12 protein-coding genes are annotated in these 15711 nt (G+C 71.3%); 1 reads left to right on the plus strand and 11 read right to left on the minus strand.

The annotated features are described in order from the left end of the window. Positions 1-5 precede the first annotated feature (5 nt). The 9 genes from MNZ27_RS16855 to MNZ27_RS16895 all read right to left on the minus strand — a co-directional run bounded on the left by MNZ27_RS16855 (position 6) and on the right by MNZ27_RS16895 (position 10378). On the minus strand, positions 6-1787 hold the full coding sequence (locus MNZ27_RS16855) for a nickel-dependent hydrogenase large subunit (protein WP_242395263.1): 1782 nt from the start codon (positions 1785-1787) through the stop codon (positions 6-8). 19 nt (positions 1788-1806) lie between these two features. Continuing rightward, on the minus strand, positions 1807-3051 hold the full coding sequence (locus MNZ27_RS16860; RefSeq protein ID WP_242395264.1) for a polysulfide reductase NrfD family protein: 1245 nt from the start codon (positions 3049-3051) through the stop codon (positions 1807-1809). Then, entirely contained in the window at positions 3052-4005 is a 954-nt protein-coding gene (hybA, locus tag MNZ27_RS16865) for a hydrogenase 2 operon protein HybA (RefSeq protein WP_242395265.1), read from the minus strand. 3 nt (positions 4006-4008) lie between these two features. Next, positions 4009-5142 carry a hydrogenase small subunit gene (locus tag MNZ27_RS16870; protein ID WP_242395266.1) on the minus strand — a complete coding sequence of 378 codons (1134 nt, stop codon included), beginning with the start codon at positions 5140-5142 and terminating at the stop codon, positions 4009-4011. A 415-nt stretch (positions 5143-5557) separates the two neighbouring features. Further along, positions 5558-6409 (minus strand): carbohydrate ABC transporter permease, encoded by an 852-nt coding sequence (locus tag MNZ27_RS16875; RefSeq protein WP_242395267.1) that lies wholly within the window; start codon positions 6407-6409, stop codon positions 5558-5560. A 14-nt stretch (positions 6410-6423) separates the two neighbouring features. After that, positions 6424-7356 (minus strand): carbohydrate ABC transporter permease, encoded by a 933-nt coding sequence (locus MNZ27_RS16880; RefSeq protein ID WP_242395268.1) that lies wholly within the window; start codon positions 7354-7356, stop codon positions 6424-6426. Continuing rightward, positions 7347-8390: an ABC transporter ATP-binding protein gene (locus tag MNZ27_RS16885; protein ID WP_242395269.1), complete on the minus strand. Its 1044-nt coding sequence runs from the start codon at positions 8388-8390 to the stop codon at positions 7347-7349. Before MNZ27_RS16885 ends, MNZ27_RS16880 begins: the two co-directional genes overlap by 10 nt. 22 nt (positions 8391-8412) lie before the next feature. Next, the gene (locus MNZ27_RS16890) at positions 8413-9741 is read right to left on the minus strand and encodes an extracellular solute-binding protein (protein ID WP_242395270.1); all 1329 of its coding nucleotides are present in this window, start codon (positions 9739-9741) and stop codon (positions 8413-8415) included. Between the two features lie 151 nt (positions 9742-9892). Then, positions 9893-10378, minus strand: coding sequence for a MarR family winged helix-turn-helix transcriptional regulator (locus MNZ27_RS16895; RefSeq protein ID WP_242395271.1), 486 nt, complete (start codon positions 10376-10378; stop codon positions 9893-9895). Between the two features lie 164 nt (positions 10379-10542). Here MNZ27_RS16895 and MNZ27_RS16900 point away from each other — a divergent pair, with 164 nt between their 5' ends. Next, complete coding sequence (locus MNZ27_RS16900; protein WP_242395272.1) at positions 10543-12225, plus strand: dipeptidyl-peptidase 3 family protein; 1683 nt, start codon at positions 10543-10545, stop codon at positions 12223-12225. A 283-nt stretch (positions 12226-12508) separates the two neighbouring features. Here MNZ27_RS16900 and MNZ27_RS16905 read toward each other — a convergent pair whose 3' ends face one another. Continuing rightward, positions 12509-13834, minus strand: coding sequence for an ABC transporter ATP-binding protein (locus MNZ27_RS16905; RefSeq protein WP_242395273.1), 1326 nt, complete (start codon positions 13832-13834; stop codon positions 12509-12511). Between the two features lie 4 nt (positions 13835-13838). Then, positions 13839-15587 carry an ABC transporter permease gene (locus MNZ27_RS16910; RefSeq protein WP_242395274.1) on the minus strand — a complete coding sequence of 583 codons (1749 nt, stop codon included), beginning with the start codon at positions 15585-15587 and terminating at the stop codon, positions 13839-13841. Positions 15588-15711 lie beyond the last annotated feature (124 nt).

The raw sequence follows: 15711 nt of genomic DNA on the forward strand, positions 1-15711 counted from the left end.
TGGCGCTACAACACCTTCACGCGGGCCACCTCCTCGCCCTCGGCGTCCACGGTGTGGATCGCGCAGGCGAGGCACGGGTCGAACGAGTGGATGGTGCGGAGCGCCTCGAGCGGCAGCTTCGGATCGGCGATGGGGTTCCCGACCAGGGACGCCTCGTAGGGCCCCTTCTGATCCTTGGCGTCGCGCGGCCCGGCGTTCCAGGTGGACGGCACCACCGCCTGGTAGTTCTTCAGCTTCATCGCCTTGCCGTCGGTCTCGATGACCGACCAGTGCGAGAGGGTGCCGCGGGGCGCCTCGTGGAAGCCCACGCCCTTCGCGACGCCGCCCTGGTCCTCCTTGATGCGCTGGAGGAACGTGCGGCCCTTGGGGTCGCGCGGGTCCTTGCCCATCGGGTCCGTGAAGATCGCGACGTCGCCCTTGCCGACGTTGGCGACGAGCGCCTTCCACTGCTCCTGCGCCTGCTCGGCGAGCATCGCGCAGCGGATGGCGCGGGCCGCGTGGCGGCCGAGCGTCGAGTGCAGGGCGGTCGGCGGCAGGTCGATGTGGTGGATCGCCTTCACCGCGGCGAGGGCGGCGTTCACCCAGCGCGTGGTGAGCTCGTGCTTCTGGATGTACCCGACCAGCACCTGGGCGAGCGGGCCGACCTGGACCGGCTTGCCCTCGAGGCGCGGCGCCTTCACCCAGGTGTAGCGCTCGGGCGCCGGCGTGCCGGGCTTCCACTCACCGGCGAACTTCGGGACGGTCTCCTCCTCCCACGGCCCCTTCGACCAGGCGCCGTCGTAGTGCGCGCGGGCGATGGACTCGGTGACGTTCTGGCGGAGGTAGTCGTCGTTCCACGACTCGATCGGGTGGGCGACCCGGAGCTCGCCGTTCCAGATCACGCCGCCCGGGAGGGCGAACCGGGACATCTTCGCGTCGGCCGGGAGGTCCGGCACCGCGAGGTAGTTGGTGACGCCCGCGCCGTGGCGGAACCAGTCGGGGTAGAAGCCGCCGATGGCCGCGACGTCCGGCAGGTAGACCTGCTGGACGAAGGCGGTCACCTCGTCGAGCAGCGTCTTCACCTGGTACAGCTTCTCCATGTTCAGCGCGGCGGGGCTGTCCAGGTTGATCGCGTTGGCGACGCCGCCCACCGCGAGGTTCTGGATGTTGGGCGTCTTCGAGCCGAGGATCGCCACCGCCTGGTTGGCCTTGCGCTGGACGTCGAGCGCCTGGAGGTAGTGGGCGACGGCGAGGAGGTTCACCTCGGGCGGGAGCTTCATCGCCGGGTGGCCCCAGTAGCCGTTCTGGAAGATGCCGAGCTGGCCGGCCTTCACGAAGCCCTCGAGCCTGGCCTTCACCGCGGCGAGCTCGTGCCGCGAGTTGCCCGTCCAGGTGGAGATCTTCTCGGCGAGCTGCGACGCGGCGACCGGATCGGCCTTGAGCGCGCTCGTCACGTCCACCCAGTCGAGCGCGGACAGGTGGTAGAAGTGCACCACGTGGTCGTGCAGCGCGTGGGCGCTGATGATGATGTTCCGGATGAGCTGCGCGTTGAGCGGGATCTCGATCCCGAGCGCGTTCTCGACCGAGCGGACCGAGGCGATGGCGTGGACGGTCGTGCACACGCCGCAGATGCGCTGCGTGAACACCCAGGCGTCGCGCGGGTCGCGCCCCTGGAGGATGGCCTCGATCCCGCGCCACATCGTGCCAGACGACCAGGCGTTCTTGACCGCGCCGCCGTCCACCTCGACGTCGATCCGCAGGTGCCCCTCGATGCGGGTCACCGGGTCGATGGTGATGAGCTTGCCCATTGACGTTTACCTCTCTTGACTAGCGGCTGGCGGCGGACTTCACGGCGCCGCCGAGGTTGGAGTGCGTGCGGGCGTCCTGGACGACCACGACGGGGAAGAGGCGGGAGACGAGGATGAAGACGGCGACGCCGACCGAGGCCATGCCCACGGTGACGGCGAGCTCGCCCAGCGACGGCCAGTAGTCCCAGCCCGCCGGGTTCGCGACGCCGTCGGTCCAGCCGGCCGGCCGGTACATGGTCATGTACGTGTCCACGCGGTAGACGGCGCCCGCCGCCAAGGAGAGCAGCGCGGCGCCGAAGAGCCGGCCGCGGTTCGCCTGGACCTTCGGCGACAGGAACAGGATCGCCGGGACGACGAAGAGCGCGAGCTCGACCAGGAACAGGAAGGTGGGGAAGTTCGCCCCGAGGAAGCGCAGCTTCCCGTGGAGCGCGACGTCGCCGACGCGGAGCACCACGTAGAAGAGCAGGAGCGCCGCGTTCACCCGCGACAGTTCCACGAAGAGCTTCTGGTCCGCCTTGGCGTTCCAGGAGAGCCGGAGCAGGTTGACGAGCACCACCACCGCCCCGAACCCCATCGAGAGGCAGGAGACGAGGAAGAGCGTGGGGAGCAGCGCGGTGTGCCAGAGCGGGTGGATCTTCGGCCCGGCGATGAGCATCAGCCCGCCGAGGGAGCTCTGGTGCATGGTCGGGAGGAGGACGGCGAGGGCGATGATGAAGGGCATCGCCACGGCGAGCCGCGCGCCCCACCGCTTCCCGACGGCCGACCACCTCGACGAGGGGCCCTGGGCGGCGGCCTCGAGGATCGCCGGCAGCACCTCGACCCAGAGCACCGCGGTGTAGGTCATCACGCAGACCGCGACCTCGAGCAGCGCCGAGCCGAGGTTCCAGAACGGCAGCCAGGGCAGCAGGACGGCGTTCCAGTAGCGGCCGAGCGCCACGAGGATCGAGCTGCCGCCCAGCGTGTAGCTGATCGCGCCGACCAGCACCGCCGGGCGGACGAGGCCGTGGTACTGGCCCTTGTTGAGCACGTAGCAGAGGAGGCCGACCGCGTAGGCGCCGGCCCCGATGCCCGTGAAGACCACGACGTTCACCGGCTCCCAGATGCCCCAGGTGAAGCCGTCGCTCATGTTCGAGACCGGCCCGACGCCGGCGAAGACGCGGTAGGCGATCACCGCCGCCGCGACGCCGAACAGCGCGAGCAGGGTCTTCATCGGCGGGGCGAGCAGCGCCCCGCCGATCGCCTTCGGATGTCCGTGGGCGCCCATCTACTTGCCCTCCTCGCCGTGCTCCGCGGCCTCTTCCTTCTTCTTGTTCCGCCTGATGACGAAGGCCACCGCCGCGTAGAGGGCGACGGGCGTCACGCCGTGCAGGTACGGAGCGTGCGAGACGCTCTCGGAGAAGTGCGCCTGCGACTCGTCGCCGAGCTGCGGCAGCCCGAGCTGCTTGAACTCGACGCCCGCGGGCGCGAGGTACAGCACCTGGGTCCCGCCGCCGTCCTTCTCGCCGAACACGCGCGGGTTGTACCGGCCCGGCTCGGCGGCGACGCGCCGCTTCGCCTCCGCGAGCAGCTCCTCGCGCCTGCCGTAGATCACCGCCTCGCGCGGGCAGACCTCGGCGCAGGCCGGGTTCGCCACCGCGCGCACGCCGCCCTTCTTCTCGTCGCGGCGGTGCCGGCACAGCTCGCACTTCTGGATGAGCGGCAGGGCGGCGTCCCACTCGAACTTGGGGACGTTGAAGGCGCAGCCGATCTGGCAGTACCGGCAGCCGACGCACAGGCCCTTGTCGTAGATGACGATGCCGGTGCCCTTCTTCTCGCCGCCCATGTCCCGCTTGCCCTCACCCTCCTTGTGGAGGGCGCCCATCATGCAGACGGACACGCAGGACGGGTCCACGCAGTGCATGCACTGCTGCTTCATGTACGTGGGCCCGCCCTGGCCCTCGAACGCCTTGATGACGTTCTTGGTGCGGGCGTTCAGGTCGTTCGGCGCGTCGTACTCGCCGCCGGCGGGCGGCGTGACGCGGTCCTCGGGGAGCTGGTTCGCGCGCTTGCACGCCGTCTGGCAGGCGCGGCAGCCGACGCACCTCGTCGCGTCGAAGAGCATCCCCACCGCGTCGGGGCGCGGCTCGACCGGCTCGCGCGCCTCCGCCGCGCCCGCGAGGGCCGTGGACGCTCCGGCAACGGCCGCTCCCTTGAGCAGGTCTCGTCGTGAGAAGCGCATCGGCTACCCCTTCTTCTCGGTCTTCTCGGCCTGCTCGCGCTCGTCGGCCTCGGTGAGCTTCCGCGTCGCGACGTAGCCCGCGCCCACGAGGGCGCCGATGACCGCGCCGCCCACGCCGACCGCGACGGGGCTCGAGCCGATCACGCCGTGCTCGGGGTGGATCGCCGGGTACGCCATCGGCGCCGTCGGCCGCTCGACGGGGAGGTTCGTGTGGATCGGCACGTTGAAGCCGATCCCCTGCTCGGTGCAGCCGACGCAGGGGTGGCCGATGCCGACCGGCCACGCGCCCGGGACCTCGCAGAAGTCGAGGAGCGAGCAGTTGGCGTGGGTCTGGGGTCCCTTGCAGCCGAGCTTGTAGAGGCAGAAGCCGTTCCGGTGCCCCTCGTCCCCGTAGACCTGGGCGAAGCGGCCCGCGTCGAAGTGGGGCCGGCGGGGGCAGTCCTCGTGGATCACGCGGCCGTAGGCGAACTTCGGGCGTCCCTTCTCGTCGAGCGCGGGGAGCGAGCCGAAGGTCGCGAACTGGAGGACGGTGCCGAGCAGGTTGTACGGGTTGGCCGGGCAGCCCGGCAGCGTGATGATCGGCTTCTTGATCCCTCGCTCCTTCAGGATCACCGGCGCGCCCACCGCCTCGGTCGGGTTCGGGGCCGCGGACGGGACGCCGCCCCAGGAGGCGCACGAGCCGATGCAGATGATCGCGGCGGCCTTCTCGGCGCACTCGACGAGGGAGTCGGTCGCCTTCTTCCCGCCGACGATGCAGTAGATGCCGTCCTGCTTCTTCGGCACCGCGCCCTCGACGACGAGCACGTAGCCGCCCCGCTTCTTGGCGCTCTCGAGCGCGTCCTCGATCTGCTGGCCGGCCGCGGCGAAGAGGGTCTCGTGGTAGTCGACCGAGACGAGGTCGAGGATCAGCGAGCCCACGTCGGGGTGGCTGGTGCGCAGGAGCGACTCGGTGCAGCCGGTGCACTCCTGGAAGTGCAGCCACACCACCGACGGCTTCTTCTTGCCGACGTCCTCGGCCATCTTCTCGCCCGCCCAGGCGGGGAGGCCGACCGCAGCCGCGGCGACGCTGCAGACCTTGATGAAGTCGCGGCGGGAGACGTTCCTCGTCTCCAGCTCGCCGATCGTCTGGGAGCCCATGTTTTCCATTCCGTCCTCCAGGTGCGCGGAGCGTACTGCGCCGGTCCATGATTGCAACCTGCCAAGATTGCGGAGGAATTCTGAATCCGTCCGGGCGCATACTTTGCGGACGTTCATGCGCTCCGGGCCCATCGGGCCGGGATGTAGGCAACGTACGGAAGGGATTTGGATTGATCGGCATCAGGCATCGCCCGAACAAAATTGGCCAGGGACCCCGAAAAATGGCGTTCATGGACTCAACCCGACAACATTGACCGTTGGAATCCACGACAAAATTTGCGCGGCGGCTTCCCCCCAAAAAAATTCCCGGCTTTCACCGTCAGTCCGGCTTCGCGGGGGAAAGATCGCGCGAAGGCGTACCCACCGTCCGGATGTGGCGCGGCTCCGCGAGCGCTCGCGACGGATCGGACAGGAGCTACTTCACCGCACCGACCGTGAAGCCGGCGATGAAGCGATCGAGGAACAAGTTGTAGACGAGCGCGATGGGGATGCTCGCGATCAGGCACGCGGCCATCAGCGAGCCCCAGTAGTACACGTCGCCGCGGACGAGGAAGATCGGGACCCCGACGCCGATGGTCTGGTGCTCGGCGGACGAGATGAAGGTGAGGGCGTACACGAACTCCTGCGTGACGAGCGTGAAGGAGAAGATGACGACGGTGAGGATCCCGGAGAGCGAGATCGGGATCACCAGCTTCACGAACGCGCCGAACCGGGTGAGCCCGTCCACCAGCGCGGCGTCCTCGAGGTCGCGCGGGATGGCCTTGAAGAAACCCATGAGGAGCCAGATCGAGAAGGGCACGGTGAAGGTCGGGTAGGTGACGATGATCGCCCAGAGCGTGTCCTGCAGGCCCAGGGTCGAGATCACCCGCGACATCGGGATGAAGAGCAGGGTGGGCGGGACGAGGTAGGTGAGGAAGATCCCGATCCCGAGCTGCTGCCCCCACCGGCCGGTGAGGCGCGCGAGGGCCCAGGCGGCGGGCACGGCGAGCACGAGCGTGATCGCCACCACCGCCGCGCCGGCGAGCGTGGTGTTCCAGAACCAGCGCACGAACAGCGTCTGCTCGAACAGGTAGCGCAGGTGCGCGAGGGTCGGCGGCGCGTTGAAGATGAACGGATCGTGCTCGACGTCGTACAGGTCGGCGGTCTGCTTGAAGCTCGTGATCGCCATCCAGTAGAACGGGAACGCGAGCAGGATCGCGAACCCGAGCACGATCGCCCAGCGCCCGAGGCGCGTCGCGAGGGACCTCCTGGGACCGGGACCCGCCACGCGGACCTCCCGCCCTACGCGATCTCCGCCCGGTGCGCGACCCGGAGCATCAGGATCGCCACCACGACCAGGATCGGGACGAGGAACACCGAGATCGCCGCGCCCTCCGAGAGGTCCGAGCCGAGCACGCCGGTGAAGAAGGCGAGCGACGGCAGGACCTGGGTCGTGTCGTACGGCCCGCCGCGGGTGAGGATGTAGACGACCGTCATGTCGGTGAAGGTGAACACCACCCCGAACAGCACGGCGACGTTGATGATGGGCGCCATCATCGGCAGGGTGATCTGGAAGTGCGTGCGCCAGAACCCCGCCCCGTCCACCGCGGCGGCCTCCGGGATCTCCTTCGGGATCGAGGTGAGGCCGGCGAGGAGGATCACCGTCGAGAACGGGATCATCCGCCAGGAGTGGACCGCGATCACCGACGCCATCGCGAGCGCGGGCTGCCCCAGCCACATGGGCGGGTCGAACCGGTTCACGAGGTGCGCCTGCGCGAGCACCCAGTTCACGACCGAGTAGATCGAGTCGAGGAGCCACTTCCACCCGATGGCGCCGAGGCTGACGGGCGCGACCCACGGGAGGAGGACGAGGAACCGGACCAGGCCGCGCCCGCGGAACCGCTCCCGCAGCGCCAGCGCCAGCGCGTTCGCGCAGACGATCACGACGAGCTGGCTCGAGATCGTGAAGACGAAGGAGTCGAGGAGCGCGCGCCGGAAGGCCGGGCTCGCGAGCACGCTCCGGAAGTTGTAGAGGCCGACGAACCGGTAGCCGACGGACCCCACCGTCACGTCGCCCACGCTGTAGAGGAAGGCGAGCACGAGGGGCAGCCCGACCAGCGCGAGGATGTAGACGAGCGCCGGGGAGAACAGGGCGATCCCGAGCCAGGTCGCGCGGGAGGGGCCGCGGCGTCGGCGGAGCGCGTCCACGACGGCCGGCGCGGGGATCACCGCCACTGGAGCACCCGCGGGGCGATCCGCTTGCCGGTCGCCCGGTCGAAGAACTTGAGCTCCTGCTCCGGCACGGCGAAGTCGTGCGCGGTCCCCTCGCCGATCCCGCCGCTCGAGGCCGTGGCGACCCGCGAGATCACCTTCCGGCCGTCGAACCGCCCCCCCTCGATGACGCCGACCAGGATCCGCTCGGAGCCGAGGTACTCGAGGAGCGTCACCCGGAAGCGCACGGCGGCCGCGGGGCCCTGGACCATCGCGAGGGGGATCAGGCTCTCCGGCCGGAACCCGGCGATCACGTCTTCGGCCTCGACCAGGTTCATCGGCGGCGAGCCGAGGAAGGTCGCGACGAACGTGTCCGCGGGCTCGTTGTAGACCTCCCGTGGCGTCCCGATCTGCCGCACGACGCCCTTCTCGAGCACGGCGATCCGGTTGCCCATCGCCATCGCCTCGACCTGGTCGTGGGTGACGTAGATCGTGGTCGTGCCCACGCGCTTGTGGAACTGCGTCAGCTCCTCGCGGGCCGAGGCGCGGAGCTTCGCGTCGAGGTTCGAGAGCGGCTCGTCGAGGAGGAACACCGTGGGCTCGCGCACGATGGCGCGGGCGAGGGCGACGCGCTGCCGCTCGCCGCCCGAGAGCTCGCGCGGGCGGCGCTCGAGCAGGTGGCCGATCCCGAGGAGCTGGGCGGCCCAGTGGACCCGCTCGAGCCGCCGCTCCCGCGGGACGCCGTGGGCCTTGAGCGGGAAGGCGATGTTCCGGGCGACCGAGAGGTGCGGGTAGAGCGCGTAGCTCTGGAACACCATCGCGATGCCGCGCGCCCGCGGCGGGAGGCGGGTGACGACCCGTCCGCCGATGAGCACGTCCCCGGCGGTCGGCTCCTCGAGCCCGGCGATCATCCGCAGCAGGGTGGACTTGCCGGAGCCGGAGGGGCCGAGGAAGACCAGGAACTCGCCGTCGCGGGTCTCGAGGTCGACGGCGTTGACCGCTCCCTCCTCGCCCTTCCCGAACACCTTGGTGAGCTTCCGCGTCTCGACGATCGCCAAGGCCGCTCCCGGCGCCGGCGCCCTACCGGCTCCACTTGTCGAAGATGCGCTGCACCTCCCGGGCGGCGGCGCGGGCCGCGTCCGCGGGCGAGAGCGCATCGCGGGCCGCCTTCGCGAACATCGTCGGGATCACGAACGTGTTGAACACCTCGTCGATCGCGGCGGTGGCGTAGCCCGGGTAGCCGACGTTGGTGGCCCACTCGAGGACGTCCCCGAGGATCCGGTACTTGTCGGGCGGCTTCCCCTTCGGGTCGTTCGAGATGAGCTCCCTCAGGTTCGGCACGGTCCGGGGGAAGCAGGGGAAGTTGTAGAACTCGCTCGCCTTGAAGGCCTCGCCGAACGCGTCGATGTAGTCGACCAGGAACTGCTTCGCGCCCTCGGGGTTCTGGGCGAACTTCCAGACGACGTAGCAGTCCATCACGTGCTCGCAGGCGAGCCGATGGACCGGCCCCTTCAGCGCCCGCACGATCTGGATCTTCTGCGACATCTCCGGGTTCTCCTTCTCGGCGGTGCGCGTGACCGAGATCGCGTTGAGGACGAACGAGAGCTTGCCGGAGAGGATCCCGCGGTTGTTGGAGGAGGGATCCCAGGTGAAGACCTCGTTCGTCTGCGACTCCTTCTGGAGCGCGCGCATGAACTTGAGGGCCTCGACGGTCTGGGGCGAGTCGAGCACCACGCGCCCCTCGACGTCCTGCACCGATCCGCCGAAGGACCACAGCAGCGCCCGCATCGCCATGTTGGTGTCGAGCTCCTGCGAGAGGCCGAGGCCGCAGGGGTTCCCGCGCTTGTCCTTGATCGCCTTCGCGCCCTTGCGGAGATCGTCCCAGGTGTCCGGGCCGTGCGGGTAGCCGACCTCAGCCCAGAGGTCCTGGCGGTAGTCGCCGGGGTCGGGGACGTAGCTGTCGGAGAAGGCGAAGTAGCGCTTCGTCTTCGGGTCGAAGGTGGACTTGTGGCCGAGATCGATGGGCTTGCCCCACCGCTTCGCCACCTGCTGGTAGATCTCGCTGTGGTCGATCGTCTGCTGCGCGTACGCGGCGGGCGGCGAGAGGAACATGAACAGGTCGTGGCCCCGCTGCGCGGCCACCTCGGCGGCGGCGCGGGCGTTGATCTCGCCGATCGCGATGTGGTCCACGATCACCTGCGTGCCGTGCTTCTCGCCCCATTGCTTGCAGAAGACGCCGTCGAACCACTTGTCGTACGCCGGGACGAAGTGGCTCCACTGGATGATCTTGAGCGTCTTCGGCTGGGCCCGCGCCCGGCCCGGCGCGCCGGCGCCCGCCGCCGCGAGCGCGCCGAGCCCCGCGGCCTTCACGAACTCCCTCCGGGTGAAGCCTCGCCCCGTCTTCGCCATCGGAATCCCCCTCGCCTGCGACGCAGGCGTCCAGGTCCCAAAATTCGAACGGGTGCGTGCCCGCGTCAGGGGTCGCACGGGTGCGAGCCCGCGGGGGGAAGCGAGCGAGCGAGGGGGCGGACGAACGAGGAGCGCGTGACGCGGAGTGCGCCTACGAGCCGGTGCGCGCGGCGCGGTGCGGCGCGGCGACGCGGTCGGCGCCTGCGTCGAGGGCGGAGGAGAGGTTCTCGGCGACCTTCGAGAGGCCGGTCCGCATCGCCCGCTGCTCCTCGTCGGTCAAGCCGCGCACGAGCGTCCGCTGGTAGTCGTCCACGATCGCCTGGAGCTCGGCCGCGAGCAGCTCGCCCTTCTCGGTGAGGAAGAGGCGCGTGCGCCGCCGATCCTCCCGGTCGGGGCGCGCCTCGACGAGCTTCCGTTCCACGAGCTCGGCGACGAGCCGCGAGGCGGCGGGAGGGTCCAGCAGCATCCAGTGGCCGAGCTCGCCCGGCGCGAGGCCCGGCGCCCGACGCACGCACGACAGCGCCCAGAACTGGTGATTGCTGAGCCGGTGCGGGCGCGCGCGAGAGACGATCGCCTGCCGGATCCAGTGCTGGGCGGTGTAGATGAGGAGGCCGAGGGGCTTTTCGGGAGGAAGCACGTGACGGAGTGGAAGCCGGCGTGCTCCCGAAGTCAATCCCACGGCCGCGGCTCGGCGCGGGCGCGCTTCTACAGCAGAGGCGCACGCCCTCCCGGCCGACGTGCATCCGCTCGCCGCCCAGGCGGCGGCGCTGCGCTATAGAAGGTTCCCGAGGAGATCGCCGCATGCGCAAGCCCGCCCTCCGCTCCATCGCCCTCGGCGCCGCCCTCGCCGCGGGCCAGGCCTCCGCCGCGCCCCGGACGTTCCCGGGCGCCGCGGCCCTTCGCCGGGCGGAGGCGCGCTACGCGCCGGTGGACCTGCAGGTGGACCTGTCAGGGCTCCCCGCCTCGGAGCGGGCGGCGCTCGCCCGGATCGTCCAGGCGGCCCGGATCATGGACGCGCTGTTCCTGCGTCAGGTGTGGAGCGGGAACGAGGCGCTCCTCCTCGAGCTCGTCGAGGACCGGAGCCCGCTCGGGCGCGCGCGGCTCGCCGCGTTCCTCCGGAACAAGGGTCCCTGGGATCGGCTCGACGGCGATCGGCCGTTCGTCCCCGGCGTGCCGGAGAAGCCGGCGGCCGCTGGCTTCTACCCGGCCGGCGCGACCAAGGCGGAGGTCGAGCGCTGGCTCGTCTCGCTCCCGCCCGCTGAGAAGGAGCGGGCGGCCGGGTTCTTCACGGTCGTCCGGCGCCTCCCCGGCGGGAAGCTCGCCGCGGTCCCCTACGCGATCGAGTACCAGGGCGAGCTCGCCCGGGCCGCCGAGCTCCTCCGCGAGGCGGCGGCGCTCACGGCGGACGCGACGCTCCGGGCGTTCCTCGAGGCGCGGGCGTCGGCCTTCCTCGACGACTCCTACCGCGCCTCCGACGAGGCGTGGATGCGCCTCGACTCAGCGGTGGAGCCGACGGTGGGGCCGTACGAGGTCTACGAGGACGGGTGGCTCAACGCGAAGGCGGCGTTCGAGGCGTTCGTGGGCGTGCGGGACGAGGCGGAGACCGCGAAGGTCGCGCGGTTCGCCGCGGAGCTCCAGGGGATCGAGGACGCGCTCCCGATCGACGCGGCGCTCAGGAACCCGAAGCTCGCCGCGCTCGCCCCGCTCCGCGTCGTGAACGAGGTGTTCGCGGCCGGCGACGCCGCGAAGGGGGTGCAGACCGCCGCCTACAACCTGCCCAACGACGAGGTCGTCACCCGGACGATGGGCTCGAAGCGGGTGATGCTGAAGAACGTGCAGGAGGCGAAGTTCGAGAAGGTCCTCCTCCCCATCGCGCGGATCGCCCTCGCGCCGGCGGACCGGGCGAACGTCGCGTTCGACCCGTTCTTCACGCACATCCTGATGCACGAGCTGGTGCACGGGCTCGGCCCCCACGAGGTGACGGGGGCGGACGGGGCGACCTCCACGGTCCGCGCTGCGCTCGCCGACACCTACAGCGCCGTCGAGGAGGCGAAGGCGGACGTGGGCGGGCTGTTCGCGCTCCGCAAGCTCCTCGACGAGGGGAAGCTCGACGCCCGCATGGAGCGGACGCTCTACCCGACCTTCCTCGCCGGCGCGTTCCGGTCGATCCGCTTCGGCCTCAACGAGGCGCACGGCAAGGGGATGGCGCTCCAGCTCAACTGGCTCCTCGACGCGGGCGCCCTCACGGTGCGGCGGGACGGGACCTTCGCGGTGGACGACGCGAAGATGAAGGACGCCGTGACGTCGCTCACCCGCGAGCTCATGACGATCGAGGGGAGGGGCGACCGGGCGGCGGCGCGGGCGCTCCTCGATCGGCTCGGCGTGATCCGGCCGGAGGTCCAGCGCGTCCTGGATCGGCTCGGAGGCGTGCCGGTGGACATCGCCCCGCGGTTCGTCACCGCGGACGCGCTCACGCGGCGGTGACGCGATCCGCGATCACAGGCGCGGTCCCCCGTGATCCGTGCCCGTCACCGTCACCGGCCTCCTCGTGATCCGTGAACCGGGTCCCGTGTTCCGTGGCCCGGTTTCCGTGGTCCGACGCCGTGGTCCAGTCGCCGTGGTCGGACGCCGTCGGATGACGGGCCAGGGGCCACGGAAGGCGGGAGGCGGGCACGGGGAACGGTCACGGGCACGGTGACGGGCACGGTCACGTGACGGGTTCGGGTTCGCGTGCGGGTGCGGTGAGGGAGCGGCGGCGCAGGGCCCCCTACGCGCCGGTGCCCGCGGGGACGTCCGCCTCCTGGAGCGAGACGGTCCCCTCGTCCTCGTCGTAGGCGAAGAGATCGGCGTAGCGCGCCCACCCGATCCAGGTGGCGAACGCCCGCTCGTAGTCCTCGGCCGGCATGCGCAGCACGATGGTCTCGAGCACGAAGTCCTTGTCGAGCTTGTGCGAGGGCTCCTCGAGGAGCGCCGCGCGGACGTCGGAGAAGATCCGCAGCTCGAGGAGCTTCCGGCGGAACCAGGCCTTCCGGCCGTCCGGATCGGAGCGCACGAAGGTGTACCCCTCCGGCGTGAGCACGGCGAGCCGCTTGGGCGTGTCCACCAGGTCGAACATCTCGGCCGCCTTCACGATGGCGAGCAGGTGGCCGAACTCGCGGTTGGTCTCGGCGGCGATCCGGACGACGTCCTCGCGCCCGCCGCGCGCGTCGAGGTACTCGAGGAGGCCGACGATCTCGTTGGCGCCGGCCTGGGGCAGCACCTCCGCCGCGACCTCCGCGGCGGCGGCGGGCACGTCCGGCAGCTCGTGGCCGGTGATGAGGTCGTGCAGCCGATCCACGAGCGCGAGCACCTCGCGCGAGCGGTAGTCGCGCGGCCGCGGCAGCGCGTTCTCGACGATCGTCCGCACCCGCCCCGGGTTCGCGCCGAGCACCACGATGCGGTCGGCCATGTAGGCCACCTCCTTGATGTCGTGCGACACGAGGAGGATCGAGGAGGGGTTCGACTCGCGCTGCGCCCAGATGTCGAGCACCTCGGCGCGGAGCGCCTCGGCGGTGAGCGCGTCCACCTGGCTGAAGGGCTCGTCCATGAAGAGCACCTCCGGCCGGAGCGACAGCGCCCGCGCCATGCCCACCCGCTGCTTCATCCCGCCGGAGATCTCCCGCGGGTAGGCCTCCTCGAACCCGGAGAGGCCGACCATCCGGATGGCGTCGTCGGCCCGGGAGACCACCTCCTCCTCCGGGAGGCGCGCCGCCATCAACACCGCGCGGACGTTCTCGGCGACGGTCATCCAGGGGAACAGGGCGAAGCTCTGGAAGACGATGGCGACGCCGGGCGCGAGGCCGTCGAGCGGCGCGCCGCGATAACGGACCTGGCCGCGGGTGGGCCGGATGAGCCCGGCGAGGATCCGCAGGATGGTGGACTTCCCGCAGCCGGACGGGCCGAGCAGCGCCACCACCTCGCCCGGCTTCACCGAGAGCGACACGTCCTGCAGCACCTCGAGGTGCTGCCCGGACGGCAGCCGGAAGACGTGGGTGACGCCCTCCATCTCGCAGAGGGGGGCGGCGGGCGGGAGCGCGGCGGCGGGACGGGCCATGCGATCACCGGGCGAGGGCGTAGCGGCGCTCGGCGAGATCGGAGAGCGGCCGCCAGACCAGGCGGTTGAAGAAGACGACCATGACGGACATCACCACGACGCTCGCCGCGAGGGCGGGGAAGTCGGCGTGCTCGGCGGCGGCGGAGACGCGCGCGCCGAGGCCGAACGTGGAGAGCGTCTGGTGGTGGGCGGTGACGTACTCCGAGACGATCGACGCGTTCCAGGCGCCGCCCGCCGCGGTGACCCACCCCGTCACGAGGTAGGGGAGCACCGAGGGCAGGAGGAGCTGCCGGAAGAGGGCGAAGCCGCGGATCCCGTAGCTCGTCGCGGCCTCGCGCAGGTCCGCCGGCACCGCCATCGCCCCCGCCACCACGTTGAAGAGGATGTACCACTGCGTCCCGAGGAGCATCAGGACGACGCTCCCCGCGCCGAGCCCGACGCCGAGCTTCGCGAGGAGCGCGATCGCGGCCGGGAAGAGCATCGGGGCGGGGAAGCTCGCCACCACCTGCACCACCGGCTGGAGGATCCGCGAGAGGCGCGGCGACAGCCCGATGGCGAGCCCCGCGGGGAGCGCCCACAGGGTCCCCAGGGCGGTGGCGAGGAGCACGCGACCGAGGGTGGCGAGCGCGGCGGCGACGGTGAGCCCCCACTCGCGCCCCGGGACCGAGCGCATGAGCAGGACGAGCTGGAACGCGCCCACCGCCAGGCAACCGACGAGCACGAAGAAGAGGGCCGAGGTGACGATCTGCGCGGCGAGCGGCGCGCCGCGGGCGGGCGCGTCGCGGTCGGCGGCCGTGGCGCGGGCCCGGCGCCGCAGCGCCGCGCCGATCCGGTCCAGGAGGGCGCCGCCGGTCGCGAGGAGGTGCGAGCGGCGGAGGACCTCGAGGAACCACGACTCCGCCGCCTCCGCCTGGCCGGCGTCCTCCTGCCGGAACTTCTGGGACCAGACCACCACCGGGCGCCACAGGAGCTGGTCGAGCGCGACGATCATGATCGTCATCGCGAGGACCGCCCACGCCATCGCCGGGCCGTCCCCGCGGGCCACCGCGACGGACATGTACGACCCGAGGCCGGGCAGCCGGAAGTCCTTGTCACCGAGGACGAAGGCCTCGCTCACCATGAGGAAGAACCAGCCGCCCGCCATCGACATCATCGAGTTCCAGACGAGCCCGATGACGCTCGCGGGCAGCTCCACCCAGCGGAGCTGCTCGCCCCAGCTGAACCGGTACGTCCGCGCCACCTCGAGCTGCTCCGGCGGGACCGACCGGACGGACCGGTAGAAGCTGAAGGTCATGTTCCAGGCCTGCCCGGTGAAGATCATCACCACCGCGGCGAGCTCCAGCCCGGCGTTGGACCGCGGGAAGAGCGCGACGAGGGCGAGGACGAGCCCCGGCATGAACCCGAGGACCGGCACGCTCTGCAGCACGTCGAGCAGCGGGACCAGGATGCGCTCGGCGCGGCGGTCCTTCGCGGCCCAGTAGCCGTAGCCGAGCGTGAAGAAGAGGGAGAGGACGTACGCGGCGAGCCCGCGCGAGAGCGAGAGGAGGGCGTAGCCGGGCAGGGCACGCGGCGACAGGTCGATCTCGACCCGCGGGCGGAGGACGCCGGTGAAGCTGGCCGCCGCGCGGGTCAGCGCGTACGCGATCCCGGCGATCGCCGCGAGCACGACCAGATCGGCGAGGCCGAGCCGGCGTGAGGAGCGGCGGAGGAAGGCGGTCGCGTCGCCCCAGGCTCGGATCCAGATCGTTCCCACCGCGGTCTTTTCGCCTCACGCTCCGGGCCCGTCAAGCGGAACGGCGCGCGCCGCCGGGAGGTGCCGGCGCGACCGGGCGGGGCGGCGCCGCCGGCGGGCCCGCAGGCACGTGCTGCGCCGGCGG

Source organism: Anaeromyxobacter oryzisoli (assembly GCF_022690765.1).
Classification (GTDB): domain Bacteria; phylum Myxococcota; class Myxococcia; order Myxococcales; family Anaeromyxobacteraceae; genus Anaeromyxobacter; species Anaeromyxobacter oryzisoli.

Bases quoted from the DNA above. Each gene is read 5' to 3' on its own strand.
- MNZ27_RS16855 (WP_242395263.1), bottom strand. From the start codon at position 1,787: ATGGGCAAGCTCATCACCATCGACCCGGTGACCCGCATCGAGGGGCAC.
- MNZ27_RS16860 (WP_242395264.1), bottom strand. From the start codon at position 3,051: ATGGGCGCCCACGGACATCCGAAGGCGATCGGCGGGGCGCTGCTCGCC.
- hybA (WP_242395265.1), bottom strand. From the start codon at position 4,005: ATGCGCTTCTCACGACGAGACCTGCTCAAGGGAGCGGCCGTTGCCGGA.
- MNZ27_RS16870 (WP_242395266.1), bottom strand. From the start codon at position 5,142: ATGGGCTCCCAGACGATCGGCGAGCTGGAGACGAGGAACGTCTCCCGC.
- MNZ27_RS16890 (WP_242395270.1), bottom strand. From the start codon at position 9,741: ATGGCGAAGACGGGGCGAGGCTTCACCCGGAGGGAGTTCGTGAAGGCC.
- MNZ27_RS16900 (WP_242395272.1), top strand. From the start codon at position 10,543: ATGCGCAAGCCCGCCCTCCGCTCCATCGCCCTCGGCGCCGCCCTCGCC.
- MNZ27_RS16905 (WP_242395273.1), bottom strand. From the start codon at position 13,834: ATGGCCCGTCCCGCCGCCGCGCTCCCGCCCGCCGCCCCCCTCTGCGAG.